The following is a 24,808-nucleotide window of genomic DNA, read 5'->3' as shown; positions in this document are numbered from 1 at the left end:
CCTACGCCGCGTCGAACTGTGCAATCAGTTCTTGCGCACGCGCATAAATTGCGTGTGGGTCGGCAACGCCTTGGTCTTTCAACCCGTCAAGGAAGCTGTTTGTCATCGGCTCCAGGCTCGCCTTCCAGGCGGCACGGGTTTCTTCATCAACTGCGATAATCTCATTACCCCGGGCAATGGCATCTTCGCGGCCGCGTGCATCCCAGGCATTCCACCAATCGCCCATCTTTGCGACCAGCGCATCACCCGTCATATCGTCCAATACTTCGCGCACATCATCTGGCAACGAGGCATAGGTTTTCTTGTTCATCACAATGTGGAAACCAGCGGCGTAAGCATTCGCATCCGTATGGTACTTTAACAGTTCGTTTGCACGGATTGCGCCAACAAGATCCCAAGTGGTGATTGCACCGTCCAAGGAACCTTTTTGCAGGTTCTCATAAATCGCCGAAGGTGGCATCCCGACTGGCGAAGCGCCGAGACTCTCAAGCATGGCGGAAACCGCCGGGCTTGGCGTACGCAAGCGCAGGCCTGCGAGATCTTCGAGCGTCCGGACCGGTTTATCCGTGGTATGGATCAATCCGCCATTGTGGACCATCAAACCAAGCAGGTGGAAATTGTCATACTCGTCGCCAAAGGCACCTTCTTTGTACAGTTCCCACATCGCTTTGGAACCGGAGCCGGCGCTTTTCACAAGGAAAGGCATCTCCATGATCGAGCTCGCTACAAAGCGGTCACGTGGAATACCGTTCAAACCCAATGCAATGTCGACAACGCCGGCGCGTACCTGATCTGCCTGGCGATCAATCTTGCCAAATGCAGTTGTCGCATCCAGAACCTCGACCTCAACCTTGCCACCTGTCCGCTCCGTCAGCTCTGCGCCGAAAGGCGCCATGAAATCCTTGGTGAAACCGTGCATGGGCGGCAGGTAGTTGCTCATCTTGAGTTTGATTTCTGCCTCGGCAAATGCCGGCCGGGCGATTGCGGCAACGGCCAAGCTGGCTGCACCTGTTTTCAGCGCGGTTCTTCGATTCATTCTGAGTGTCATGGGTCTCTCCCTGTTCTGCCCCTTTTATAGGGTTTCAATTGTGCTGCTGCGGGGATGCAACAGACCGGTTCATGTGGCGTGACGCCGGTGCGGGTGCCCGATAGCAAGGTCACCTAATATTCGATGCATTGGCTGAAAATCCATCAATGAAGAATCTCCTCGCAATCTCCTCTAGCATTGCGTAATGTATATCGCAATGCGTAATCATTTTTCAGTTTCAATTTGGCAAGGCAAAGAGTTGGCAACACGATGGGCAAGAACCTGCAAACAGATAACCGCCGTAGCAGCGTCCAGGCGGTAGACGTCGCCGCAACGGTTCTGAATGCAATGTGTGACCTTCGGCGACCGGCCCAGTTGAAAGACATCGCCGAAATAGCCGGGCTTCAGTCGGCCAAGGCACACCGTTATATGACCAGCCTCGTCGCTGCGGGGCTTGCCAGCCAGAACAAGGAGTCGGGGCTATATAGTCTGGGGCATATGGCGCTACGCCTTGGCGTTGCAGCAATCGGTGGAAATGATCTCATTCGCCGCGCAACAACAGCCCTTTGCGAACTGTGTATTGAACACCAGACCTCCGGCCATCTGGCCGTCTGGGGCGAAGGCGGGCCTGTGCTGGTGCGCAATGAGCACGGCGGGCCACCAATCATCCTAACTGTTGGGTTAGGCGCTACGATGCCCTTGCTCCGGTCCGCATCGGGGCGGGTTTTTCTGGCTTATCTGCCACGAAAAGCAACCGAAGCACTGATTGAACAAGAAATGCGCTCACTTGACCTCAGCGACGCCAGCGTCAACGAAATTTGTACCCAGACGCGCAAACAGGGATATGGTGAAACGATAGGTGGCTTGATACCTGGTTTGAATGCTGTTGCCTTTCCGGTGTCGGGGATTGACGGAAACATTCAATGCACCCTGTCCTTCCTTTCCACCAATCCCGATTTTTTCGCACCAGAGCAGGGCAACCTCAAAAAGCTATTGGGCGCCGTCCAAAAATTGTCTGACCCGATGGTTTGATGTGGTCACGATCCGGGGGTTTGGATGAGCGGCATCATTGAAGCGCAAGATTTGGAGCTCGCAGCGCGAAAACGTCTGCCAAGATTTGTGTTCGACTTTGTCCATGGCGGATCAGGTCAGGAAAATGCCCTGCGCAATAATGCCGCCGTGCTCAAAACCATCCGCTTTGTGCCAAGGATGTTGAGCGGCAACACAGACCAATCGACATCTGTCAGCCTGCTGGGCAGGAGCTATGCAGCACCCTTTGGCATCGCGCCAATTGGGATGTTGGGATTGGTACGCAATGGAGCCGAGATCATGCTTGCCCGCGCTGCGCGTGCTTCTGACATTCCGATGATACTCAGCACCGCAGCAACACAATCCATCGAAGAGGTCGCCAAGGTTGCTGGGAAGAATTTCTGGTTTCAATATTATCCGACCCAACTGCAGTCCTTGAACCAAGAGTTGATCGAACGATCTCGCGCTGTAGGATGTCAGACCTTGGTTCTTACCGTGGATACACCCGTGCCGGGCCGCCGATTGCGCGACCTGCGAAACGGCTTGCAAATCCCCCCTCGCCTTACGACCAAAACGGTTGGCCAACTTGCGATGCGTCCACGCTGGGCCCTTGAACGTGCCATTGCAGGCGCTCCGGAACTTGCCAACCTCGCTGGCCTGCACGGCAGGACCCAAAGAAGCTTTGCCGAAACAATGAAATTACTCAGCGCTCCGTCGCTCACATGGGCGGAGGTCGCAAAACTACGAGATACCTGGAAAGGACAATTGGTTGTCAAAGGTGTGCTTCATCCCAAGGATGTCATGCGCTGCAATGAGCTGGGCGTTGACGGCGTCATTCTATCAAATCATGGCGGACGCCAGCTTGATAGCGCAGTGTCACCGATCGAGGTGCTTGCCGCCTGTCGTAAAAGTGCCGGCAAAAAACTGACCATTATTGTCGATGGTGGACTTCGGTCCGGCGACGATATTGCAAAATGTCTCGCGCTTGGTGCGGATTTCGTGCTGCTTGGCCGGCCCTTTGTTTATGCCGCGGCAAACGGGGAAAAATATATTGCGCAGCTTATAGATCTTCTCATTGCCGAACTGAAAAATACCTTGGCCTTGACCGGTGTTTCCATGGCGGAGCTGTCGCAAGTCATGGCGAATGATATGGCCCTGTAGATTGTGACGCGCAGCCACCCTGTGAAAGCTGTTCAGATCTTGTTCTCCCGCGTCTGCGACATCATCTGTTGCAAGACGGAAATGCAGGTCCGTAAATCACGCCGATCAATCTTTTCGGTGAGCGCGCCATAAAGCGGGTTTATGACCGCTGCAACTTCGTTCAGCTTTGCTACACCCTTCGTCGAGAGAGAAACCGTCCGCATCCGTTGATCCTGTTTACTGATGTTGCGTTCTGCCAACCCTGCGACCACCAATTGTTCGACCGCCCGGCTGACAGAAGATTGCTCTGTTACAGCCAGGATCGACAATTCGCCTATTGTCAGTTCGCCAAATGCAGAGAGACAGGAAAGAAGCCGCATGTTCGTGCCTTTGATGTCGAGGGGGTAAAGCCTTTCATCCTGATTCAATCGCCAACGATGCGCGAGTCTCGCAATCAGATAAGGAATGTACTGTTCCAACTCTTCAGGTGAAGAAAACGGAAGAGCAACAGGCTCCAAATCGCAATTATTCAACTTTTTGGCCTTTCAGTTTGAGTTTTCCTGCAAGTTTTCTAAGCGGCTCTGTGGCCTCTATCACCACGTCTTTTTCAACATCTGCCATCAATTTGGCCAAGGTGACTTGATGAATTTCCATTGCCGCCTGAAAGGTCTCCAACCCTTCGTTGGTCAGCTTCGCAGTAAAAGACCGACGATCCGATGTAGACATTTCCTTGCGAACCAAACCATCTTTGACCAGACGGTTCACCAGCCCGGAAACATTCCCGTTCGTTACCTTGAGCGCTGTGGAAAGATCACTCATGCTGATCCCGTCACGATGTCGCGCCAGCTGGGCCAACAGGTCAACCTTTGCAAGACCGATGCCAGCGTTTTCGCGCAGGTTTCTGTTCAACTCGGGAAAAATGGTGTTATGAACGCGCAGCAAGCTAAGCCAAAACCGCATTTCCCGTGTGCGTTGATCGTCGGGCGGAGATTTAATATTCAAATCCTCGATTTTATGTGAAGTTTTGCCGCTATATATTTGATGTTGCATAGGCTAACAATGCGTCTTTGATGTCATGCGGGATCTCGATGGATTGGTGGGTCTCAAGCGATGTCGTAACAATTGTGAAATCCCCCCTAAGGGCTTCGGTGTCACCTTTCATCGCGCAAAGCTCCAACTGGTAGGATTTGCGGCCGACCCTGCCAACCGAAACAAAAACCTCAACTTCTTCCCCCATCATGCAGGGGGTAAAAAAAGTTGCACTTGTCTGGACATATCCCAATCCGGTGCGCCGGCGACCCAGGATGTCATAATAGTTGATGCCAAGGCGCTCGCAAAAAAATGCTTCGATCACTTGATTGAAGACGTTGAAGAATTCCGGTGTGTAAACAATGCCTGCCGGATCACATTGGCCGTGTCGGAAGATTACAGAGCGCGACCAGGCATTCTTCAAGAAATCCGCTTTGGTCTTAGGGGCTGGATACAAAGAAGCAGATTGTGCTGACGTTTTCACTGGCTTGGTTCCTCTTGCTTTTGCCTGGGTGCCGCCGGCGCCCCTTCATTTATGCGCACAGGCAAAGCAGTGTTCCCGATGCCATGTGGCGTCAGGCTTCGTCGCCTTGCTTTATTCCACGACCGACTTTTGCAGAGCGGTGAGCCTGTCGCCCTCACGCACCTCCGAAAGGTTGACGCAGAACCCAACGGGATTGCTGGAAATATATCTATGGTAAATCATAGTTTTATATGTAAAGTAAATTGCGAAATGCATACCAACGGCGACGATTCGCGCAAAGGGTAAGAAAATGAGGATATAGTTTTCAAGAATGCACTTGGAAGTAAGTGCATGAATCAAAACACGAATCCAAGGAATTCCGTTGCAGTGGCCTTGATAGGATCAAAGGCCAACCCAACAAACAGGAGAGAGAAAAATGATGAAGGCAAACAAATTGAAGGTGGTCGTGGCCGCCGCTGCTGCAGCGCTATGCTTTACCGCTGCCAATGCTCAGGAAACGACACTGACGATTTCATCATGGGCACCACCCACACATGGGGTGAACGCCAAAATGTGGCCCGACCTGATCAGCCGCATCGAAAAGGCAACGGAAGGTCGGGTGACCGCCGAAATCAAATACAATCTTGCTCCTCCGCCCGCTCAGGCAGACATCATTTCGGATGGTGTCGCGGATATTGCCTGGGTCGTTCATAATTATACCGCTGGTCGCTTTCCTTCTGCAACCATGGCCGAATTGCCCGGGTTTGGTGGCGACACCGAAGCCTTTTCCGTCGCATACTGGCGGACATTCGAAAAGTTTTTCCAACAGGCAAACGAACATCGCGACCTCAAGGTATTGGCGCTTTACTCCCATGGCGATGGCATGTTGCATTCATCTACCAAGGTGGAGACGCTGGACCAGATCGCGGGCATGAAACTTCGTATTGGTGGTGGCGTTGCCGGGAAGGTAGGAGAGGCCCTTGGTGCATCATCCATCAATGTCCCTGCACCACGCGTTTATGAAACCTTGGATTCAAATGCGGCAGATGGCGTTTTGATGCCAATGGAATCCAAGCTGGGCTTTCGTTTGACAGAGGTTGCCGAACATTCCTACGCCATGCCAAGCGGGTTCTACCGTACGTCAATTGCGACGGTAATGAACCAGGACAAGTTCGACTCCCTCAGCAAAGCGGATCAGGCAGCGTTGGATGAACTTTTTGGGGAAGAACTTTCTCGCATCGCAGGTGCACTTTGGGATGAATTCGACGCAGAAGCACTGGCGGCTTTAGACGGTGCAGGGAATACCCTGACAATGGCCACCGAAGCGGATCAGGCAATCTGGGCCGATAAAAGCAAAGTGATCATCGACGAAGTCATCGCTGACATCAGTGAAAAGGGCATCGACGCTGCTGCTGCATATGAATTCTTCCAAGCGGAATTCAAACGTTTGAATGCAGAAAAATAAACATGAAAACGCTAACGCATGTTTCGCGGGTGGCGAGTCTGGCCAACAGGCTTGCCATCGGTCCCGCATTTATCGCCGGGGTCGCGCTGTTCTTCATGATGGTACTGACCTTCATTGATGTGATCTCGCGCAGCGTATTTTCTGCGCCTTTGAGCTACTCCGCAGAACTGACGGAAATGGCAATGGCTGTCATTGTTTTTGCCGCTTTGCCTATGGCTACTTTGAAGGGCAACCATATCGTCGTCGACTTGTTCGACGGGTTCTTCAGCACCCGCGGCGCGTTCCTTCGCGATTTCCTTGTCGATCTGATCTGCATCGTTGCGCTGGCTTTCCCGGCCTACCGCGTTTGGACAATTGGCACACGCAGCAAGAGTTACAATGAAGTGACCGAAATATTGAACATACCTCAGTATTACCTGATCTACTTTGTTTCCATTGCTCTGTTCTTTTGCTGCGGCATCTACTTTTTGCAAATCATCACACGTTTTGCAAAATCCCCCAAAACTGAAGAGGCCCTCTGATGCTCATTTCCGTTATCGGATTTTTCATGGTCCTGGCACTTTCCTTTTTGCGCATCCCGATTGCCTTTTCGATGGGGATTGTGGGGTTCTTTGGCACCGCCTACATGATCAATTTGAAAGCATCCCTATCGCTGACTGGGCGCTTGATCATCGACACTTCGCAGGATTACGGGTTGTCGGTTGTCCCTCTGTTCATCTTGATGGGCCTGTTTGTGAACAAGGGCGGGTTGTCACGGGAGCTATACCGTGCCGCTTATGTTTTTCTCGGCCATATGCGCGGTGGGCTCGCCATGACGACAATCACGGCCTGTGCGGGCTTTTCTGCCATCTGTGGATCGTCCTTGGCAACGGCAGCCACCATGTCAAAGGTGGCGATGCCCGAAATGCGGCGCATGGGCTATGCTGACAGCCTGTCGACCGCATCCATTGCAGCAGGTGGCACACTGGGCATTCTCATTCCTCCCAGTGTTATTCTGGTGATTTATGGTCTGCTTACGGGAACCAGCATCGGCAAACTGTTTATCGCCGGGATCATTCCAGGCCTCATCGGGGTTCTTTTCTATCTGCTGGCGGTTCAATACACGGTACGAACCAAGCCTGAAACAGGCCCTGCGGGTGAACGCAGCACTTGGGCGGATCGATTAACCGCATTGCGCGACATCTGGATGGTTCTTGCGTTGTTCTTTGTAGTGATCGGCGGGCTCTATGGTGCCTTCGACTTTTACCCGATCCATTTGACATTCTCCCCGACCGAGGCGGCGGGTATGGGTGCTGCGGGTGCTTTTCTCATTGCGCTCGCTCGCCGCGCCCTGAACCTTGCCTCCATCAATGAGGCCTTGCTTGAAACTGCGGTTACCTCGGCGGGTCTTTTCGCGGTCCTGATCGGTGCCTGGATGTTTTCGAATTTTGTCAATCTCGCAGGATTGCCTGAAGCCCTGCGCGCCTTTGTGCTCAGCGTAGGGGCCTCGCCCATGACGGTCATGTTGGTCATTATCGCCATCTACATCGTTCTCGGCTGTGTATTCGAAAGCCTTTCTATGTTGCTTTTGACGGTGCCGATCTTCTTCCCGCTGGTGACATCCCTGGGGTTCGATCCTGTCTGGTTCGGAATTATTGTTGTTGTTGTCACGGAAATCAGCCTGATCACACCGCCCGTGGGGCTGAACGTTTTCGTCTTGAAAGGTGTTGTCCCGGATGTGTCGACAGCAACAATTTTCAAAGGTGTCACCCCATTTTGGATCGCCGACATTTTCCGCCTGATCCTCCTCCTTACCTTCTCCGGTCTGGTGCTCTTCTTACCGAACATGATGTGAAGAACAGGGCGATGGCAGGGGCGAGATTGAGACAAACAAGATGGTTCTGCAGCAGCGATGCTCGGGTTTTTGACGGTCGGCATCCAGCAACCATTCAAGGAGCAGTGTTGTGACAAAAGCGGACAGGGTAAACCAGACCGATGCGGAGCGGGTCAGCACGACCACGAAGAAAGAAAACCGGCAGTTTCTAACCGGCAACGATGCCCTTGTGCGCCTGCCCATCGAACAGCTGCGCCGCGACAAGGCCAACGGTCTGCGAACCAAGGGGTTCATCACCGGTTACCCCGGATCACCCATGGGCGGTTACGACATGGCGTTACACCGCGCCAAGATCGCGCAATATGACATCATTCACCACCCTGCACAAAACGAAGAACTTGCCGCCACATCGCTTTTGGGCACTCAGATGCTTGACAATTTCGAAGCCGATGACACCGATGGAGTCCTGGGGATCTGGTACGGAAAAGGACCGGGTGCCGATCGCTCGGGCGATGCATTCAAACACGGCAATTTTGCAGGAACCAGCAAGCATGGTGCCGTCATCATCCTGAGCGGGGAAGACCATGAAGCGAAATCCTCGAGCGTTCCCTATCAACAGGAATTCGGGTTCGAGCATAGCGGCATTCCAGTGCTGTACCCTGGATCAGTGGCCGAGTTTCTCGACTTTGGATTGCACGCCGCCGCAATGTCCCGTTTCAGCGGTTGTTGGGTGGCGATGAAGCTTGTCGCGCCCCTGTGTGACGGCGGCGAAGTAGTTGATTTGGACCAGCTCGCTGTACCGGTCCTGCCGCAAGGCTTCAAAGTCGAGGGGCGCGACTTTGCAAAATCGACCGATTTCAATTTCTTCCCCGTAGTGAATGTGGGCACTGAGGCCAAACTCTACAACGAACGCCACGAAGCGGTTCTGGGCTATGCGCGTGCCAATGACCTTAACCAGATCGTCGAAATCTCCGGTACGGACAAGATCGGGATTATCGCCGCTGGCAAATCCTTTTCCGATACTCGTGCAGCATTGGCCAATCTGGGTCTAGACACTGCAACACGCGCCAAAAGGGGCATCCGCATGGCCAAGGTAGGTCTGTTGACCCCTCTCGACGAAAACTTTTTCCGGACCTTCGCCGAAGGGCTGGATCTGGTTATCGTCATCGAGGAAAAGCGCGATTTCCTGGAACGTCAGGTGGCCAAGGCTATCGCCGGCCACTGCAAAGCAAAAATTATCGGCAAACGTGATCTCGACGGCGCGCGGCTGTTCCCTATTGAAGGGGGCATGGATGTGGATGTCGTATCCGACCGTCTTGCCCGTGTTCTGGAAGTTGGAACACCTGCCCCAAGGGGTAAAGCCACGCCTGTACCGCAATTGAAACCGGCCAGCGCGCCAAGATTTGCCAATCGAACCCCAAACTATTGTTCGGGATGTCCGCATAACCGTTCAACCAGATTGGGCGAAGGACAGATTGCATGGGGCGCACCCGGTTGCCACGTCTTTGCTGCGATAATGGAACAACCCGAAAAACGTATTGAAGCCATGACACAATACGGTGGCGAAGGTTTGCCCTGGATTGGCCTGTCACACTACACCACCAAAAAACACATGGTGCAAAACGTAGGCGACGGGTCGTATTACCACGCAAGCCATCAGAACATCCGCTATGCCGTGGCCACGGACCAGACAATGACCTTTCGGATCCTGTACAATGGTGTGATCGCAAACACCGGTGGACAGGAATATTCCGACCACAACAGCATTCAGAACATGTGCCGCAAATTGGAGGTCGACGGCGTCAAGAAGATCGTCCTGGCAACCAAGACACCACATGCCTATCGCGGCACGGGCCTGCCTGCGATTGTGTCGCTGATCGGTCCAGATGCCATCCCCGCAAGACTGCTTGAGTTGGAAAAGACCAGGGGTGTGACCGTCCTTATTTATGACGGTGAATGTGCCAACGAACGGCGGCGACGGCAAAAGCGTGGCAAACTGGCCAAGCCCAGGACCTTTACCATCGTCAATGAAGATGTCTGTGAAAACTGCGGCGATTGCGGTCAGAAAGCCAACTGCATGTCACTGCAAAAGGTTGAAACACCTTTTGGGCGCAAAACCCAGATCCACCAATCTTCCTGCAATCAGGATACCGCCTGTATTGCGGGCGATTGTCCCTCATTCATCTCCATCCACGTCGACGAAGGCGGCGGCCCCGGCAAGGTCTCTCCACCCGCGCTGCCAGAGGTATTCCCGGAACCGGTTCTGCCCAACCTTGAGGGTCCCTTTTCGATCTATATTCCCGGCGTTGGTGGTACTGGGGTGCTTTCGTTGAATGCAATGCTGGCGCGGGCGGCGGTCAAGGACGGTCTGAACGTCAAAACCTATGATCAATCAGGTGCCGCGCAGAAATGGGGCGCTGTTTTATCGAGCCTCATCCTTGCCAAACCAGAAGAAGAAATCCTGAGCAACAAGGTGTCCCACGGCCAGGCAGATCTTTACCTGGCACTCGACATGGTTGCGGGCACAAATCCTGCAAACATGGCCGTCTGCGACCCCGCAAGGACCGTTGCTGCAGTCAATGCCGAGATGCTGCCGACGGGAGAAATGGCACGGGATGTGTATTTTCTGCCCGATCAAGCGGGCATGCAGAAACATATCAAAGACGCAATGCGTGGCGATGGATATGCTGCGGTACCCGCGCTAAGCATCGCCGAAGGATTGTTTGGCAACTATATCCTGTCCAATATGATCATCGTTGGCGCAGCTTATCAATCTGGCTTTCTGCCGATTTCCGCTGAAGCAATCGAGGAAACCATCAAGACGTCCGCCACTGCGCCTGCGTTGAATATCCTCGCCTTTCGCGCAGGCCGTCTGGCGGTCAACGATCCCGCAACGATGAATGATCTCATGCAGCGTGGTCCAAGAACCCTTGCCGACAGAACGTTCGAAGCTGAAGCACGTGTTGCACCAGATGTCGAAGACGCAGTGATGCGGATTACGGCCAAGCTGGAAATACACAGCGACGAAACGCGCGCGCTGATCATTGGATTTGTAAGGGATCTGATCCTTTACCAAAATCCAGGCTACGCCGAAAAATACCTGGAACAGCTCATGCCTCTCTGCCGTGCAGAGCAAGGTACGACCGGCGATACCCGTCAACCACTTTTGCAGCTTGCGGCACGTAATCTACACAAGGTCATGGCCTACAAGGATGAATACGAAGTTGCGCGATTACTGACTGATCCGGTCTTTGAAGACCGTATGCGCCGCGCCTTCCCGGGGCTCAAATCCTACAGTTACAACCTTCAGCCGCCCGCGTTGCGCTGGCTTGTCAAGGATCGCAAAATCGCGATTGGATCATGGTTCCGACCGGTAATGGTGTTGCTCGCACGGATGCGCGGCCTGCGAGGCACGGCGTTTGACCTGTTCGGCTACAACCACGGTCGGCGCGCAGAACGTGCCGCGGTCGAATGGTATGCTGATGTGTTGTCCAAATGCGCCGCGCAGCTCTGCCCCGAAAATGTTGACACCGTCACAGAACTCCTGCGCCTGCCAGAAAACATCAGAGGCTATGAAGAACTCAAACTCACGTCGCTCGACCGCGCCAAAAGGCGCGCGGAAGAGTTGCTGCAATCGATCTGAAACTTTGCGGCCCATCGAGACCGCCTGTAACACTTGGAGACTACAAAAAATGAACTATGTGTTCGACCCCGCCCCGATTTCCACTGTCGCTGTTCATGGCAGTGACAAACGCATTCCAGTGCGCCGCATTTTCTGCATCGGCCGCAATTATGCAGCCCATGCCCGTGAAATGGGTAAAGATCCTGATCGCGATCCGCCGTTCTTTTTCCTGAAGCCCGCCGATGCGGTCGTGGATGACGGCACGACAATCCCCTATCCGCCGCAAACCGAGAATTTCCATTTCGAGGCCGAACTGGTGGCCGTGATCGGCATAGGTGGCAAGAACATACCAGAAGAAAAATCACTCGATCACGTCTGGGGCTATGGGGTCGGCAACGATCTGACCCGCCGTGACCTGCAACTCAAAGCGCGCGAGCAAGGACGCCCCTGGGATTTGGGCAAAGGCTTTGACCGTTCCGCGCCTGTTGGTCCGATATTCCCCGTTGCTGCCGTCGGCCACCCAGACAAAGGTACAATCAAGTTGACGGTCAACGGCGAGGTCAAGCAAGAAGCAGATCTTGCAGACTTGATCTGGTCGATACCCGAGATGATTTCGACCCTGTCCCATTCAATGGAACTGAGACCCGGTGATCTGATCATGACCGGAACACCCGCCGGGGTTGGCCCTCTGGTCGAGGGTGATACCTGCGTTGTCTCAATCGAGGGTCTTGGTGATCTGACCACTTACATCGGGCCAAAAGAATGACATTGAAATTGCACAATTTCTTTCGTTCCTCGACCTCAACGCGGCTGCGTGCGGCACTGAACCTCAAGGGGCTGGATTATGAGTATGTCCCCTATGCCCTGCGCAAGGGCCAGACGCGTACACCGGAATATCTTGCCATGAATCCCCAAGGGCTGGTGCCGTCGCTTGAGCGAGAGGACGGTACGGTTTTGACACAATCGCTTGCGACCATTGAATGGCTGGAGGAAACCCATCCAGAACCGCCGCTTTTGCCTACTGATGCCGACGGGCGGGCAAGGGTCAGAGCTTTGGCCTATATGATCGCCTGCGAAATCCACCCCCTGAACAACCTGAGAGTCCTGTTCCGGTTGGGGGACCAGTTTGATGCGGATGAAGCGGCGCAAAAGGAATGGTTTACCCATTGGGTGACGCTGACCTTTGATGCGCTGGAGACAATGCTGGCTACCAGCCGCGATACGGGCCGCTATTGTCACGGCGACACACCAGGCCTCGCTGACATCTGCCTGTATGCGCAGGTCTGGAACAACCGCCGCTTTGACATAACAACCGACGCCTGGCCGACGATAGCGCGCATATATACCGAATTGGACATGCTGCCTGCTTTTCATCAGGCCGCACCACCCAATCAGCCGGACGCATCCTGAAACGTGTAACGTACACTATCCTGCAGAGAGGAAATGACATGGACCACGGAACCGACAATGTAATGCTCCCCGAAGAGACCCCTGAACTGAAGGCACTTTATGAAGGCTTTGAGAAAGAAAGCATCATCCCGCTTTGGACCCAGCTTGGGGATCTGATGCCCGTTCATCCCAAATCCAAGGCAGTGCCACATGTCTGGAAATGGTCCAAGCTGAATGCCCTTGCCGAAAAATCTGGTGATCTGATACCGGTAGGGCGGGGTGGCGAGCGTCGTGCACTTGGTCTGGCCAATCCAGGCTTGGCACCCAACGCATATATCAGCCCGACCCTCTGGGCCGCGATCCAGCATCTTGGGCCGCGCGAAACTGCACCAGAACATCGCCATGCCCAAAATGCCTTTCGCTTTGTTGTTGAAGGTGACGGGGTCTGGACCGTGGTCAACGGTGATCCCGTGCGCATGTCGCGCGGTGATCTATTGCTGACACCGGGTTGGCATTTCCACGGCCATCACAATGATACTGACCATACCATGACATGGATCGACGGTCTTGATATTCCATTCAGTCAACAAAACGACGTGGGCTTTTTCGAATTTGGCTCTGACCGTGTGACCGATTATGCCACACCGAACTTTTCTCGTGGTGAGCGGCTATGGTGCCACCCCGGTCTGCGCCCCTTGTCGGGGTTGCAGGATACGGTCAATTCACCGATCGGGGCCTATCGTTGGGAATTCACCGATCGTGCCTTGACCGAACAATTGCTGCTTGAAGATGAAGGCCATCCCGCCACGGTCGAACAGGGCCACGCCGCGATCCGCTATAGCAATCCAACCACTGGTGGCGATGTGATGCCAACAATCCGTTGTGAATTCCACCGGTTGCGGGCGGGTACTGAAACCCCGATGCGTCGTGAGGTCGGATCAACGGTATTCCAGGTATTCGACGGTGAAGGTGCTGTGGTCCTGAATGGAGAGACCCATAAGCTCGACAAGGGTGACATGTTCGTCATTCCCTCCTGGATCCCCTGGTCGCTTCAGGCTGAATCGCAATTCGATCTGTTTCGTTTCTCGGATGCTCCGATCATGGAACGGCTTGGCTTTATGCGCACTTTGGTGGAAGGTGCATGACCCTTTCACCAACCGAACAATCAGCACGTGACGCACTGCGCGCTCGTCAAGGTAAGGGCGCGCGCTATGACGCGCCCGAAGCCCCACATGACGACCTGCTCCTCGCACGCCGCGGGGCTGCGTTTTTTGCACGCAAACTCGGAGAACTGAGGGATGATGACCTGAGCGCGCCAAGCCTGCGTGACGGATGGACCCGCCGCCATCTGATTGCGCACGCCGGTTACCATGCCCGCGCGCTGGCCCGTCTGGTAGAATCCGCACGCATCGGAATTGAGCAGGCCATGTATCCATCAGATGCCGCAGGCCGCACCGAGATAGAATTGGGTGCCACATTGCCCGATCGCGCCCTGCGCAGTTTGGTCTATCACGCAACGATCCATCTGGATGTTGAATGGCGTGATTTGAAGAATGACCAATGGGTTACCCCAATAAAGCTGATTGACGGCACGCAGATTTCAGTACGGGACACACCACGCCTGCGCGCAAGGGAAGTCTGGCAATGCGCAGTAGATCTGGGCAACGGCGCACGGGCAACACATATCCCGCCTGAATTGAAAAGACGCTAAATACATCGGCAGGGAAGAAATGGTTTTGGCGGAGCTACGCGCCCGGCTTCTTCGCGCACTCCAGAAATATCCGTACCTTGCACGCTCTGCAAATGTTGTCATCCGCATCAAGAACCGCGGCGGCAATGGCCTCGGCCTTGTTGTTGTGAAGATTGTTTTCTCCAAGTTCATCAAAAACACGCAACCGGTTCAGCGTGGTCAACGATGGGGCATTTGTTGTAAAGATATGAAAGTCCGCCCCGGCCCTGCGCGCGCGCCTGATTTCTTTCAACAAGAGACTCGCACCGGACAGATCAATTTTCCACAAGCCCTTGAGACCCATAAGTTTGGTCTTGGGTACACTATTGCTGGCTTCCGCCTGTCGGAATTGTTGCTCCACGTTTTCAACCGAAGCAAAAAACAATGGCCCATCAACGCGTATCACTGAAATCTGTGGACATTCCGGCAAATTGTAGGTTGCGGCATTCTTGAACACCCGCCTGCCATTGACATCGGTAGGAGACCCGATAGCGACAACCGGATGCGCGCTGTCGTAGAGAAAAACGCAAAGCGACGTGATTACCCCAACGACAATGGCAAGGTCGAGTTCGGTAAAGATACCGGTCAGAAACGTAGCAGCCAAAATAGCCGTTTCGCTCTTGTTGGATGTCAGGACGTGACGAATTTCTTCGAAATTGATAAGACGGTAAGACACAAAAAGAATTACACCAGCCATGGCTGGCACCGGGACGAATTCAAGATAGGGTGCCAAAACCCAAAGCAATATGATCAGGAACCCAGCGGCAAAGACTGTTGAAAACGGCGTTTGCGCACCTGCCTCAGAGTTAAGCCCAGAGCGCGTGAATGACCCAGAGCCGGCGTAGCACTGAAAGAAAGATCCAACCGCGTTCGAAAGCCCCTGCCCTACCATTTCCTGACTGGAATCATATGCCTCGTCCCGACGTAGTGCAAAGGAACGGCCGATGGAAATCGCTTCAAGCAGGCCGACAAAGGCGACGGTAGCTGCGGCCGGCAGCAGTTCTGCCACCAACCCAAAGGAAAGCTCGGGTGCCCCGATGCGCGGGATGATCGACTGAAGAGGGGCAAACATCGCCACGCCCCTGTCGGATGCGCCAAGCAAAAAAGCCACCCCCGATCCAAGCGCAAGCGCGATAATATAGCTTGGCACTTTTTTGCTAAATCGCGACAGCACGACCAGCGACAGGATCGTTACACCCGAAATGATCACCGCAATTGTGTTGATCTCGCCAAGTTGCTGCGCCACATGCCACAAGCGTTCAAACACACCCCCGCCCCGGCCACGTTCAAGTCCAAGAGCCCCGCCAAGCTGACTTGCGGCGATTAACAAGGCCGCTGCAGCCGTGAAACCGATCAGCACGGAATGCGAAATGAACGAAATCAAACCGCCCATTTTGAAGATACCCGCGATGATCTGGATCGCGCCCACCATAAGCGTCAAGGTCAAAACCATGGCAATATATGTCTCTGACCCGGGCGGAGCGAATTGTGACATGGAGGCAAAGATCACCGCAGAAATTGCAGTTGTAGGGCCGGACACCATCACCATGGACGATCCCCAGATCCCCGCGATCAAAGCGACGACAACGGCTGTAAACAGCCCGAATTCAGGAGGCAGGCCAGCGATGATGGCAAAGGCGACGCCCTGCGGCAACACAATCGCGGCATTGGTCAGGCCCGCAATCGCATCGGTCTTCAATGTATTCGAATTCACCAACCCGAACCAGGGCCGGACCGGATTAAGCGAAGACAAAAGAGCGGTCAGTTGATGCTGCATACATAAAATCCTGAGCGCTCGCGATTGGTATTGGTCTTTCGACGATAATGGGCAGGGCCAAAATTTATTGAACTGTCGTTGGCGTATCTCCCAAACGAAGATGCCTACACTTGTTTGCGAACACGCTCTCCTGCAAGTGCTGCGTGATAATCTTCTTCGGTGGCAAAACCGATCACGATTCCTGCTTTGGCTTCGTTCAGATCCGCGCCGCGAATTTCAACCTGGGCGTCGGATATGGTGGTGCGCTGACTGGTGCGGCGCGTCCACTGGAACAAAAGAGTTTTCAATCGATCACATTCGTCGGCAAAATCAGGGTTATCCCCCAGATCGCTCAGTTCCAGTGGATCCCGGTCTATATCAAACAACATCGGACGGAACCCCTCGGCAAAGATGTACTTCCACCGACCGTCAAAAAGCATGGTCAGCTTTGCATCGCTGATTTCGACCCCCAGACGACGGCGTGCTTGCCTGAAGGAATAATCATATTCTGAAATGACAAAGTTTCTGACCTTCTCCCGTTTGCCATGCATCAGCGGCAAGAGCGATCGCCCCTCGATGATATGGCTCACCTCTTGCCCGCCAAAAAATTCCAAAATGGTCGGCACAACGTCAATCGCTTCGACCATCGCGGTCGAAACCGTCCCGCGTGTTTGATCCGCTTCTTTGCTTGGGTCGACGACGATCAAGGGTATGCGCGCTGATTGATCGTGAAAGAGTTCTTTTTCTCCCATCCAGTGATCGCCAAGATAATCTCCATGATCAGAGGTAAATACGATCAATGTGTCATCGGTCAGGCCCTTTGAATCAAGGAATGACATCAATTCACCCATCTGGTCGTCAATCTGTTTGATCAAGCCCATATAGGCGCCAATGACCTTGGTACGCGTTGTATCATTGGCAAAGGCCTGTGAGACACGTTCATTCATAAACGCACCGAAGACGGGATGCGGGTTCTCTTGTTCCTGATCACTGCGCACAACGGGCAAATGCGTTTCAGGCGGATACATATCGTGGTAAGGTGCCGGCACGATATAGGGCCAATGCGGCTTGATATAACTCAGATGCAAACACCATGGGCTGTCACCGGCCTCATTGATGAAATCCATCGCACGCCGGGTGATATAAGGTGTTTCGCTTTCTTCATCTGCGGCACGTGCCGCAATATCGGAGTTATCCAGAAACCAGCCACTTAGGATGTTACCGTCGGCGTCCTCGCCGCTATTGGCAACACTGTCCCAGGGGTTTTCCTCTTCCCAGCCGCGTTCTTTCATGAAGGCATCGTAATTCTTGTTACGTTTGCCATATTTGGAATTCGGATGCAGACCATCATCGCGCTCATAAGGCTCGAATCCGCATTCCGACACCAAGGCACCAATCCGGCTGTCCGGCGCAAGGCCAAGACGTTTCATACCCTCAACATCAGCGGCCATGTGGGTCTTGCCACATAATGCCGTGCGAACACCCAGCGGGCGCAGATGGTCGCCAAGAGTCATTTCGCCGACTTTCAGCGGAATACCGTTCCAGGTTGAACCATGCGAACTGACATAGCGCCCTGTATAAAATGACATGCGCGACGGTCCACATATCGTCGATTGCACATAGGCGCGATCAAAACGCACGCCACGTTTGGCCAGTCCATCGATGTTTGGCGTTTCCAAAGTGGGGTGACCAGCGCAGGACAGATAATCCCAGCGCAATTGGTCACACATGATGAAAAGCACGTTTTTCGACATGGAATTTTCCAGAGTTGATATGGTTTTTTTGAGTAGCAAGGTCGGGGCCATGCCGGCCCCGACCCTTCTGGCTTAGCTTTTGGCCGCGTCTGGGATCTCGACGCCCAGTTCGGTCAAGGCACGCAATGCACCGGGATGCAGCGGCAGGTTGATGTCCTGAACCGCAGCCTGAGGTGTGACCGCCTTGAGCCAGGGTGCGCTTTCGCCTGCTTCGGCAACGCCGGCATAGAAGGCTTTGGTCATTTGATAAACCATTTCTTCATCGGCATTTTCGTTCGAGACGATGCCGACCGTAACACCCAAAGTGGTGACGTCGCTCTCGTTCAATTGGTTCGCACCATAGGTACCCGCAGGCAGGGTCGCTGCGCTAAAGCCGGGGCGGCCAACCAGTTTCTGCACAGCTTCTGATTCAAGCTTGTCGGCAGGAATACCCAGGAAGCGGATCTGGTTCGTGACCGTGATCTGGGTCAACGCAGGGCTTGGAGCGTTGGTCGGGTTACAATAAACATCAAGGTTACCATCCTGAAATGCCGCTGCTGCTGCGTCCCATCCCAGCTTGACCGCTTCATAGTCTGTGCCTTCCTCAAGGCCGCCCACAGCTTTGAAAAGACGTTTCATGGTGGCAAACGCCGCACCGCCGGGAGGTCCAAGGAAGACGCGCTTGCCTTTGGCGCCTTCTATCGAGGTGATCCCGGAAGACCCATAAACAGCGATATGATAGACGCCCATCGGAAAATTCAACACGGTGCGCAGTTTGTTCACCAGTTCAGGCGCTTGATCAATTTTGGCAAACATCGCTGCCTTGTTGCGCATCAGCGCATGAATGGCAGGCGAGGACATGCAGAAATCGCTGCGACCCATGGCCACCTCGAGCACATGACGTGTTGCGGCACCTGTCGCGTTCAGCTGGATTTCATAGTCGGGCAGCGATTTGTTGATGATATTTGCAAAAGTCGTCATCACAAGGTTCGGGCTGGTCCCCGGTCCAAGCGTCGACATGCGCAGCAGTTCTTTCGCAAAAGCCGCGCGTGGCAGACCCGCAAGTGCGGCAGCAGCTGCGGAACTCGCAAGAAGCGAGCGACGTGTTAGGGTTGTGTCAGTCATAGATGAATCCTCCTTATGGATTATGAATTTTCAGGGATCATTAATTTTCCGAACCTGACCGCCGACAACAGCGCAACCGCCGCAATGACAGCGATCCACGAAACCAGGGGTCCGAAAAACAAGAGAGCAAATGCGATGCCAAGCCCAATCGGCGCGTAACGCGCCTTGCCTTTGGCCGGATAGCAAGCGCGCGAGATCAACAATACGGCCAGCGTGACAAACAGAATGGACTGCGCCGAAGCCTTAAGATCGTATCCGGTACCAAGCAACATGGCTGGCTGATAGATAAATGCAAAAGGGATCACAAAACCGGGCAATGCCAGTCGCGATGCCTCAACCGCGGTGCGCATCGCTCCGGCGCCTGCAATTGGTGCCGCTGCAAAGGCCGCAAGTGCAACGGGTGGTGTGACCGCAGACAACACGCCGAAATAAAGCACGAACATATGCGTGTGGATGATCGGCACGCCAAGTTTCTGCAAGGCCGGACCCATCACCAGGACAATGATCAGATAGGCAGGCACTGTCGGCATTCCCATGCCAAGCAACAGACAGGCCAAAGCCATGAGAAGCAACGAAATGACCAACTGGCCATCTGCATAGCTTGCCACCAGTGAAGCAAAACGCAGCCCCACTCCCGTCAGGTTCAAGATGCCGATAATGATACCTACGGCACCTACAATCACCACCAGTTGCGCCGAAATCATACCAGCCGAACGGATAAATTTCAGCCAGGATGGCACATTGATCAAAAGGCCGGGTTTCAACGCAAAGCCAAGCACGACGGCAAAAGCAACGCCGATAAAGCCGGCATATGCAGGCGAAGAGCCACCAACCATGGCAACAACAATCGCCGTGAGAGAGATCATGAAGACGATGATCTGCGCCACTTCACGCCAAGAAAAAGTCAGCTTTGGCGGTTCGACAATATCCAGGTCCATGTCTCTGGATGCGCTGGAGATTGCCATGAACAAGCCGGCATAATACAGGATCGCAGGCACAGTAGCCGCAAGGCAAATTGTCAGATAGGGCTGGCCAGTTACGTCCGCCATGATGAACGCCACAGCGCCCATAATGGGGGGTGTAATTTGTCCGCCGCTGGATGCTGCGGCTTCGACGGCTCCCGCAAAATGCGATTTGAAGCCGCGCTTCTTGATCAGCGGTATGGTGATCACGCCTGTCCCCACGACGTTGGCAACAGCGCTTCCTGAAATTGTGCCGAACAATCCACTGGCCACCGTGGCTGCCGCGGCAGGCCCAGAGCGCACACGACCAGTAGCTGCCAGCGCAAGCTTTACCAGCACCAGATCGATCATAAGAAATTCCAGCACCGCACCAAAGATGATGAAAATAAGGATGGTTGATACAACCGTTGCCATGGGGCGCCCGAAAACACCGTCAAAGGAGAACCACAATACCTGAATCAATTCTTCGGAGGTCATGCCAGCATGGCGCATGAACCCGGGTGCGAGGTGACCAAAGGCACCGTAGATCAATACCACCGCTGCGACGCCCGCCATAACCATGCCGACGGATCTGCGCGTCAATTCGATTACAGCGATCAGACCAAGGGAACCCAGCCAAATGTCGGCAGAAGTCAGAAAATAGAGTCCTGTCTCGATCTCGGACGCGGCGCGAAAGTACTGATAGACCGCGACGCCCAGACAGGCGGCAGTAATCAACGCAAGGATCTTTCCAACCGGGCTTTCGGTGCTTTCGATCTGCGATAGCAAGATCAACAGACCACCTACAAGCAGCATCCCCACGCGCAGGTAAGATTCGCTGAAAACGCCAAAGACAGAGACATAAAAGACGACAACTATGATCAAGGCGGCCAAAGCCAGGCTCAACCCGTAGACGGATTTGGAAAGCATATTTTGCATCGTTTCCCCGTAATTCCCACTGACGGGGCAACACGCCTGCTGTCCTCCCCCTCCTATTAATAGATAAGCTAGACAGTGATCGTTTTTTGGTCGAGCATGCGTTTCACCAGGTGGAATGTATATGACGAAATTCAATCGTTCTGTTGAACGGAGCATGAAGATAATCGAAGTCATTTCGGGTAGCGGCGTGACTTCACTCGCTTTTTTGGCAGATCAAACGGGATTGCCCAAAGCAACGATTCTGAGAATTTGTGCCACGCTGGTCAAACAAAGATGGCTCACCCAAAGCCGCAGTGACAGCAGATACCGAATCGGCCCCAGTTTCCCCCGTCTGAGTGCAACGCCAGATTCGGTCGATGCGATAATCGACGCAGGTAAATCCGAGATCGTCGCATTGACTGAATCCACTGGACTTGCCGTCGATCTTGCCGTGTCGATTGGAAACGGCCGTGTCGAAATCGTCGATACGACGCGGCATTTCATTCAGCACGGTATTTTCCCTGACACCATCGGCTATCGCCCCTCGCCATTTCGGTCCGCATTGGGGAGTGCCTTCCTTGCGGCGCTGGATGCAGAGGAATTAACCACCTATTCGACAAAACTGGCCGAAAACACGCGTGGAAAAGACCGCGAAGCCGCGATGAATTTCCCGAAAAGGCTGCTAGAGGTTCGAAAAAACGGCTTTGCCTCTCGGGAAGAAGCCTATTGGGGTCGGGCCGTCGATTATGGTGGTACGCCAAGCGCGATTGGCGTTGCCATCCAGGCTGACAAGAAGGCACTAGGTGCCATGAGCCTGGTTTGGCTTGCCGAGAAACGAACAGTAGCTTCGGTTGTGGAGGCCCATCTTGACCAACTTTCCATGGCTGCCGTTTCTATCGGACAGCAGTTGAGTTGAGATGCTGCTTCATCACGACACCGGCTTTGACCAATAACCGCATCAGCGGACTTATTAAGCTGAGACTGCGGTCAATTTGCCGTTAAAACACCCCGAACCCCGGATCTGACGGTTCATTTTACCAAACCTCTGGGCCGGCCATCGGCGCGGGGTTTGCGTGGCATTGCATCTGGATACTTGTCCAGTTCATCATGCAACCGTTCAAGCAGCGCGTATAGCTGTGTGTTTTCCTCTGTGGAAAACGAACTCAGAAGTTCTTTCTCATATACCAAGGCCTTGGGGGTAATGTTGTTCAGCACCTCAATGCCGTCTTTGGTTAATTCAATATCGACAAGGCGGTGGTCGTCTTCGCTTGTCGATTTGATGAGCAATCCCGTCGCTTCAAGCTTGGTCACCGCCCGGCTAACGGCCGGTTTTTCAAGATTTACGCACTTATGAATGTCACGCACAGACATTTTCTCACGCCGCGCCACATGCACCAGCACCCGCCATTCAGGGATCGAAAGCCCGTATTGTTCGCCATACACCTTGGACAGCAACCGGTTCATTCGCGCCGATAGGACAGATAGCTGGTATGGTAAAAAATCATCCAGGTTGAATTCATTGGATTTCATCAGCGTATCCTCTCAAATTTTTCGTTTCAGATGAAATGATCTTGACATGAGCTTTCCACAGAACGATATTCGTTGCAAGTGAAACGAAATTGAGTTGCACCTGAAGGGATGGATAAATGAAAATCGAACAAATCCATCATGTCGCCTACCGGTGCAACGATGCTAAGGAAACCGTTGAATGGTACGGTAAGATGCTGAACATGGGCTTCATCTTGGCGATTGCAGAAGACAAGGTGCCGTCTACTCATGAACCTGATCCTTACATGCACTTGTTTTTGGACGCAGGAAACGGCAATGTGTTGGCGTTCTTTGAGTTGCCAACCAAACCTAAGATGGGCAGTGATCCGAACACACCCGCATGGGTTCAACATATCGCCTTCAAGGTCAAAGACCGTGATATGCTGATCGAGTTCAAAGAGCATCTTGAAGCGAATGGCGTCGAGGTTCTGGGCATTACAGATCACTCATTGTTTCATTCGATCTACTTCTTCGACCCAAGCGGCCACCGAGTCGAGCTGGCCTGCCCCGACCCCGAGGAAGAGGCGATGTTTAAACGGATGGACAGTGTGAAATGGGACATGCTTGAAGAGTGGTCCCGAACCAAGAAGGCCCCGAAACACGCCGATTGGCTGCATGCCAAAGAGCTGGGAAAATAACCTAAACCGACTTGGCGTGCGCCTGACCCCAACATGCACACGCATTACTGATTGAACGGAGTGTCACGATGAAAGATCTAGACAACAGCAAACTGGTGCAAGCAGACGGAACGACCACAACGCCCGGCTACATGCCCGGTTTTGGCAATGACTTCGAGACAGAGGCCTTGCCCGGTGCCCTTCCTCAGGGAATGAACAGTCCGCAGAAATGTAACTATGGCCTATATGGTGAACAATTGTCCGGCACTGCGTTTACCGCGCCTAGCCACCAGAACGAACGCACATGGTGTTATCGCATCCGCCCGTCGGTCAAGCATTCCCACCGGTACGAAAAGATCGACCTACCCTATTGGAAGACAGCCCCGAACGTTGTGGAAGATGTGACAAGCCTGGGTCAATACAGATGGAACCCGGTGCCGCATACAGATGAACCCCTGACCTGGTTGACGGGCATGCGGACAATGACCACGGCGGGCGATGTAAACACCCAGGTCGGCATGGCCAGCCACATTTACCTGGTCACGGAAAGCATGGTCGACAGTTACTTCTATTCCGCAGACAGCGAATTGTTGGTGGTCCCGCAAGAAGGGCGGTTGCGCTTTTGCACTGAATTGGGCGTGATCGACCTGGAGCCAAAGGAAATCGCCATTTTGCCCCGTGGTCTTGTTTATCGGGTTGAGGTTCTTGAAGGACCTGCGCGTGGTTTCGTCTGCGAAAACTATGGTCAGAAATACGACCTGCCGGGTCGTGGACCCATCGGCGCCAACTGCATGGCAAACCGGCGCGATTTCAAAACACCGGTTGCCGCCTTTGAAGACCGCGAGGTGCCATCAACCGTGACAATCAAATGGTGCGGCCAGTTCCATGAAACAAAGATCGGACATTCACCCCTGGACGTAGTCGCATGGCATGGCAACTACGCACCCGTCAAATACGACCTGCGCAATTATTGCCCCATCGGGGCGATCCTGTTCGACCACCCGGACCCGTCAATCTTTACGGTGCTGACTGCTCCCTCAGGTGTCGAAGGCACAGCGAACATTGATTTCGTGTTGTTCCGTGAACGCTGGATGACAATGGAAGACACTTTCCGCCCACCCTGGTACCATAAAAACGTCATGTCCGAGATGATGGGCAACATTTATGGTCAGTATGATGCCAAACCAGACGGGTTTGCACCCGGCAGCATAAGTTTACACAACATGATGTTGCCACATGGCCCGGACCGCAATGCATTTGAAGGCGCATCCAATGCCGATCTGAAGCCTGAGAAACTGGACAACACCATGTCTTTCATGTTCGAGACACGCTTCCCGCAACACCTCACAGAATTTGCAGGCAAAGAGGCCCCCTTGCAGGACAACTACATCGACTGCTGGTCCGACCTTGAAAAGAAATTCGACGGCACACCGGGTAAGAAATAAGCGTCTGCGTCGACGACAA

Annotated in this window: 22 protein-coding genes; 13 read left to right on the top strand and 9 right to left on the bottom strand. The window is 53.7% G+C overall.

Annotated features, from left to right (window positions below):
- Nucleotide 1: 1 nt before the first annotated feature.
- A complete protein-coding gene (locus OS190_RS13540) occupies nt 2–1,048 on the bottom strand; it encodes a TRAP transporter substrate-binding protein (RefSeq protein WP_267159250.1) in 1,047 nt (348 codons plus the stop codon).
- A gap of 249 nt (nt 1,049–1,297) precedes the next feature.
- On the opposite strand from OS190_RS13540, the gene OS190_RS13535 reads away from it, so the two are divergent.
- Together OS190_RS13535 and OS190_RS13530 are read left to right on the top strand one after the other, a co-directional pair.
- Nucleotides 1,298–2,059 (top strand): IclR family transcriptional regulator, encoded by a 762-nt coding sequence (locus OS190_RS13535; RefSeq protein ID WP_267159249.1) that lies wholly within the window; start codon nt 1,298–1,300, stop codon nt 2,057–2,059.
- A 24-nt stretch (nt 2,060–2,083) separates the two neighbouring features.
- Nucleotides 2,084–3,217, top strand: a complete 1,134-nt coding sequence (locus tag OS190_RS13530; RefSeq protein WP_267159248.1) for an alpha-hydroxy acid oxidase — start codon at nt 2,084–2,086, stop codon at nt 3,215–3,217.
- A gap of 32 nt (nt 3,218–3,249) precedes the next feature.
- On the opposite strand, the gene OS190_RS13525 is transcribed toward OS190_RS13530, so the two are convergent.
- The 3 genes from OS190_RS13525 to OS190_RS13515 all read right to left on the bottom strand — a co-directional run bounded on the left by OS190_RS13525 (nt 3,250) and on the right by OS190_RS13515 (nt 4,649).
- Nucleotides 3,250–3,624, bottom strand: coding sequence for a MarR family winged helix-turn-helix transcriptional regulator (locus OS190_RS13525; protein WP_267159358.1), 375 nt, complete (start codon nt 3,622–3,624; stop codon nt 3,250–3,252).
- 97 nt (nt 3,625–3,721) lie between these two features.
- Nucleotides 3,722–4,156 carry a MarR family winged helix-turn-helix transcriptional regulator gene (locus tag OS190_RS13520; protein ID WP_267159247.1) on the bottom strand — a complete coding sequence of 145 codons (435 nt, stop codon included), beginning with the start codon at nt 4,154–4,156 and terminating at the stop codon, nt 3,722–3,724.
- 70 nt (nt 4,157–4,226) lie between these two features.
- Nucleotides 4,227–4,649 (bottom strand): acyl-CoA thioesterase, encoded by a 423-nt coding sequence (locus OS190_RS13515; RefSeq protein ID WP_267159246.1) that lies wholly within the window; start codon nt 4,647–4,649, stop codon nt 4,227–4,229.
- 475 nt (nt 4,650–5,124) lie between these two features.
- Between OS190_RS13515 and OS190_RS13510 the strand changes: the two genes are divergently transcribed.
- The 8 genes from OS190_RS13510 (at nt 5,125) to OS190_RS13475 (ending at nt 14,688) form a co-directional block, all read left to right on the top strand.
- Complete coding sequence (locus tag OS190_RS13510; protein ID WP_267159245.1) at nt 5,125–6,153, top strand: TRAP transporter substrate-binding protein; 1,029 nt, start codon at nt 5,125–5,127, stop codon at nt 6,151–6,153.
- 2 nt (nt 6,154–6,155) lie between these two features.
- Nucleotides 6,156–6,674 (top strand): TRAP transporter small permease, encoded by a 519-nt coding sequence (locus OS190_RS13505; protein WP_267159244.1) that lies wholly within the window; start codon nt 6,156–6,158, stop codon nt 6,672–6,674.
- Nucleotides 6,674–7,987: a TRAP transporter large permease gene (locus OS190_RS13500; protein ID WP_267159243.1), complete on the top strand. Its 1,314-nt coding sequence runs from the start codon at nt 6,674–6,676 to the stop codon at nt 7,985–7,987. Before OS190_RS13505 ends, OS190_RS13500 begins: the two co-directional genes overlap by 1 nt.
- Before the next feature lie 109 nt (nt 7,988–8,096).
- On the top strand, nt 8,097–11,609 hold the full coding sequence (locus tag OS190_RS13495; protein WP_267159242.1) for an indolepyruvate ferredoxin oxidoreductase family protein: 3,513 nt from the start codon (nt 8,097–8,099) through the stop codon (nt 11,607–11,609).
- A 49-nt stretch (nt 11,610–11,658) separates the two neighbouring features.
- Complete coding sequence (locus OS190_RS13490; protein WP_267159241.1) at nt 11,659–12,354, top strand: fumarylacetoacetate hydrolase family protein; 696 nt, start codon at nt 11,659–11,661, stop codon at nt 12,352–12,354.
- On the top strand, nt 12,351–12,998 hold the full coding sequence (gene maiA, locus OS190_RS13485; protein ID WP_267159240.1) for a maleylacetoacetate isomerase: 648 nt from the start codon (nt 12,351–12,353) through the stop codon (nt 12,996–12,998). Before OS190_RS13490 ends, maiA begins: the two co-directional genes overlap by 4 nt.
- 38 nt (nt 12,999–13,036) lie before the next feature.
- Nucleotides 13,037–14,122 carry a cupin domain-containing protein gene (locus OS190_RS13480; protein WP_267159239.1) on the top strand — a complete coding sequence of 362 codons (1,086 nt, stop codon included), beginning with the start codon at nt 13,037–13,039 and terminating at the stop codon, nt 14,120–14,122.
- Complete coding sequence (locus OS190_RS13475; protein WP_267159238.1) at nt 14,119–14,688, top strand: maleylpyruvate isomerase N-terminal domain-containing protein; 570 nt, start codon at nt 14,119–14,121, stop codon at nt 14,686–14,688. Before OS190_RS13480 ends, OS190_RS13475 begins: the two co-directional genes overlap by 4 nt.
- Nucleotides 14,689–14,722: 34 nt before the next feature.
- Here OS190_RS13475 and OS190_RS13470 read toward each other — a convergent pair whose 3' ends face one another.
- The 4 genes from OS190_RS13470 to OS190_RS13455 all read right to left on the bottom strand — a co-directional run bounded on the left by OS190_RS13470 (nt 14,723) and on the right by OS190_RS13455 (nt 21,200).
- The gene (locus OS190_RS13470; protein WP_267159237.1) at nt 14,723–16,483 is read right to left on the bottom strand and encodes a SulP family inorganic anion transporter; all 1,761 of its coding nucleotides are present in this window, start codon (nt 16,481–16,483) and stop codon (nt 14,723–14,725) included.
- A gap of 104 nt (nt 16,484–16,587) precedes the next feature.
- On the bottom strand, nt 16,588–18,216 hold the full coding sequence (locus OS190_RS13465; protein ID WP_267159236.1) for an alkaline phosphatase family protein: 1,629 nt from the start codon (nt 18,214–18,216) through the stop codon (nt 16,588–16,590).
- Nucleotides 18,217–18,288: 72 nt separating this feature from the next.
- Nucleotides 18,289–19,320 (bottom strand): TAXI family TRAP transporter solute-binding subunit, encoded by a 1,032-nt coding sequence (locus OS190_RS13460; RefSeq protein WP_267159235.1) that lies wholly within the window; start codon nt 19,318–19,320, stop codon nt 18,289–18,291.
- A gap of 20 nt (nt 19,321–19,340) precedes the next feature.
- Entirely contained in the window at nt 19,341–21,200 is a 1,860-nt protein-coding gene (locus OS190_RS13455; RefSeq protein ID WP_267159234.1) for a TRAP transporter permease, read from the bottom strand.
- Between the two features lie 115 nt (nt 21,201–21,315).
- Between OS190_RS13455 and OS190_RS13450 the strand changes: the two genes are divergently transcribed.
- The gene (locus OS190_RS13450; protein ID WP_323370710.1) at nt 21,316–22,095 is read left to right on the top strand and encodes an IclR family transcriptional regulator; all 780 of its coding nucleotides are present in this window, start codon (nt 21,316–21,318) and stop codon (nt 22,093–22,095) included.
- Between the two features lie 113 nt (nt 22,096–22,208).
- Here OS190_RS13450 and OS190_RS13445 read toward each other — a convergent pair whose 3' ends face one another.
- On the bottom strand, nt 22,209–22,709 hold the full coding sequence (locus tag OS190_RS13445) for a MarR family winged helix-turn-helix transcriptional regulator (RefSeq protein WP_267159232.1): 501 nt from the start codon (nt 22,707–22,709) through the stop codon (nt 22,209–22,211).
- 116 nt (nt 22,710–22,825) lie between these two features.
- Between OS190_RS13445 and OS190_RS13440 the strand changes: the two genes are divergently transcribed.
- Nucleotides 22,826–23,365, top strand: a complete 540-nt coding sequence (locus OS190_RS13440; RefSeq protein WP_267159231.1) for a VOC family protein — start codon at nt 22,826–22,828, stop codon at nt 23,363–23,365.
- Nucleotides 23,366–23,433: 68 nt separating this feature from the next.
- The gene (gene hmgA, locus OS190_RS13435) at nt 23,434–24,789 is read left to right on the top strand and encodes a homogentisate 1,2-dioxygenase (RefSeq protein WP_267159230.1); all 1,356 of its coding nucleotides are present in this window, start codon (nt 23,434–23,436) and stop codon (nt 24,787–24,789) included.
- The last annotated feature ends 19 nt before the right edge of the window (nt 24,790–24,808 follow it).

The sequence above is a fragment of the Sulfitobacter sp. F26204 genome (assembly GCF_026410305.1).
Taxonomy (GTDB): domain Bacteria; phylum Pseudomonadota; class Alphaproteobacteria; order Rhodobacterales; family Rhodobacteraceae; genus Sulfitobacter.
Note: the sequence above shows the minus strand (reverse complement) of the source record. Positions and strands in the feature narration are given on the sequence as shown.

Coding starts and splice junctions, on each gene's coding strand:
- OS190_RS13530 (WP_267159248.1), top strand. CDS start 2,084: ATGAGCGGCATCATTGAAGCGCAAGATTTGGAGCTCGCAGCGCGAAAA.
- maiA (WP_267159240.1), top strand. CDS start 12,351: ATGACATTGAAATTGCACAATTTCTTTCGTTCCTCGACCTCAACGCGG.
- OS190_RS13535 (WP_267159249.1), top strand. CDS start 1,298: ATGGGCAAGAACCTGCAAACAGATAACCGCCGTAGCAGCGTCCAGGCG.
- OS190_RS13470 (WP_267159237.1), bottom strand. CDS start 16,483: ATGCAGCATCAACTGACCGCTCTTTTGTCTTCGCTTAATCCGGTCCGG.
- OS190_RS13510 (WP_267159245.1), top strand. CDS start 5,125: ATGATGAAGGCAAACAAATTGAAGGTGGTCGTGGCCGCCGCTGCTGCA.
- OS190_RS13500 (WP_267159243.1), top strand. CDS start 6,674: ATGCTCATTTCCGTTATCGGATTTTTCATGGTCCTGGCACTTTCCTTT.
- OS190_RS13490 (WP_267159241.1), top strand. CDS start 11,659: ATGAACTATGTGTTCGACCCCGCCCCGATTTCCACTGTCGCTGTTCAT.
- OS190_RS13520 (WP_267159247.1), bottom strand. CDS start 4,156: ATGCGGTTTTGGCTTAGCTTGCTGCGCGTTCATAACACCATTTTTCCC.
- OS190_RS13445 (WP_267159232.1), bottom strand. CDS start 22,709: ATGAAATCCAATGAATTCAACCTGGATGATTTTTTACCATACCAGCTA.
- OS190_RS13480 (WP_267159239.1), top strand. CDS start 13,037: ATGGACCACGGAACCGACAATGTAATGCTCCCCGAAGAGACCCCTGAA.
- OS190_RS13450 (WP_323370710.1), top strand. CDS start 21,316: ATGTATATGACGAAATTCAATCGTTCTGTTGAACGGAGCATGAAGATA.
- OS190_RS13455 (WP_267159234.1), bottom strand. CDS start 21,200: ATGCAAAATATGCTTTCCAAATCCGTCTACGGGTTGAGCCTGGCTTTG.
- OS190_RS13540 (WP_267159250.1), bottom strand. CDS start 1,048: ATGACACTCAGAATGAATCGAAGAACCGCGCTGAAAACAGGTGCAGCC.
- OS190_RS13440 (WP_267159231.1), top strand. CDS start 22,826: ATGAAAATCGAACAAATCCATCATGTCGCCTACCGGTGCAACGATGCT.
- OS190_RS13475 (WP_267159238.1), top strand. CDS start 14,119: ATGACCCTTTCACCAACCGAACAATCAGCACGTGACGCACTGCGCGCT.
- OS190_RS13505 (WP_267159244.1), top strand. CDS start 6,156: ATGAAAACGCTAACGCATGTTTCGCGGGTGGCGAGTCTGGCCAACAGG.
- OS190_RS13460 (WP_267159235.1), bottom strand. CDS start 19,320: ATGACTGACACAACCCTAACACGTCGCTCGCTTCTTGCGAGTTCCGCA.
- OS190_RS13465 (WP_267159236.1), bottom strand. CDS start 18,216: ATGTCGAAAAACGTGCTTTTCATCATGTGTGACCAATTGCGCTGGGAT.
- hmgA (WP_267159230.1), top strand. CDS start 23,434: ATGAAAGATCTAGACAACAGCAAACTGGTGCAAGCAGACGGAACGACC.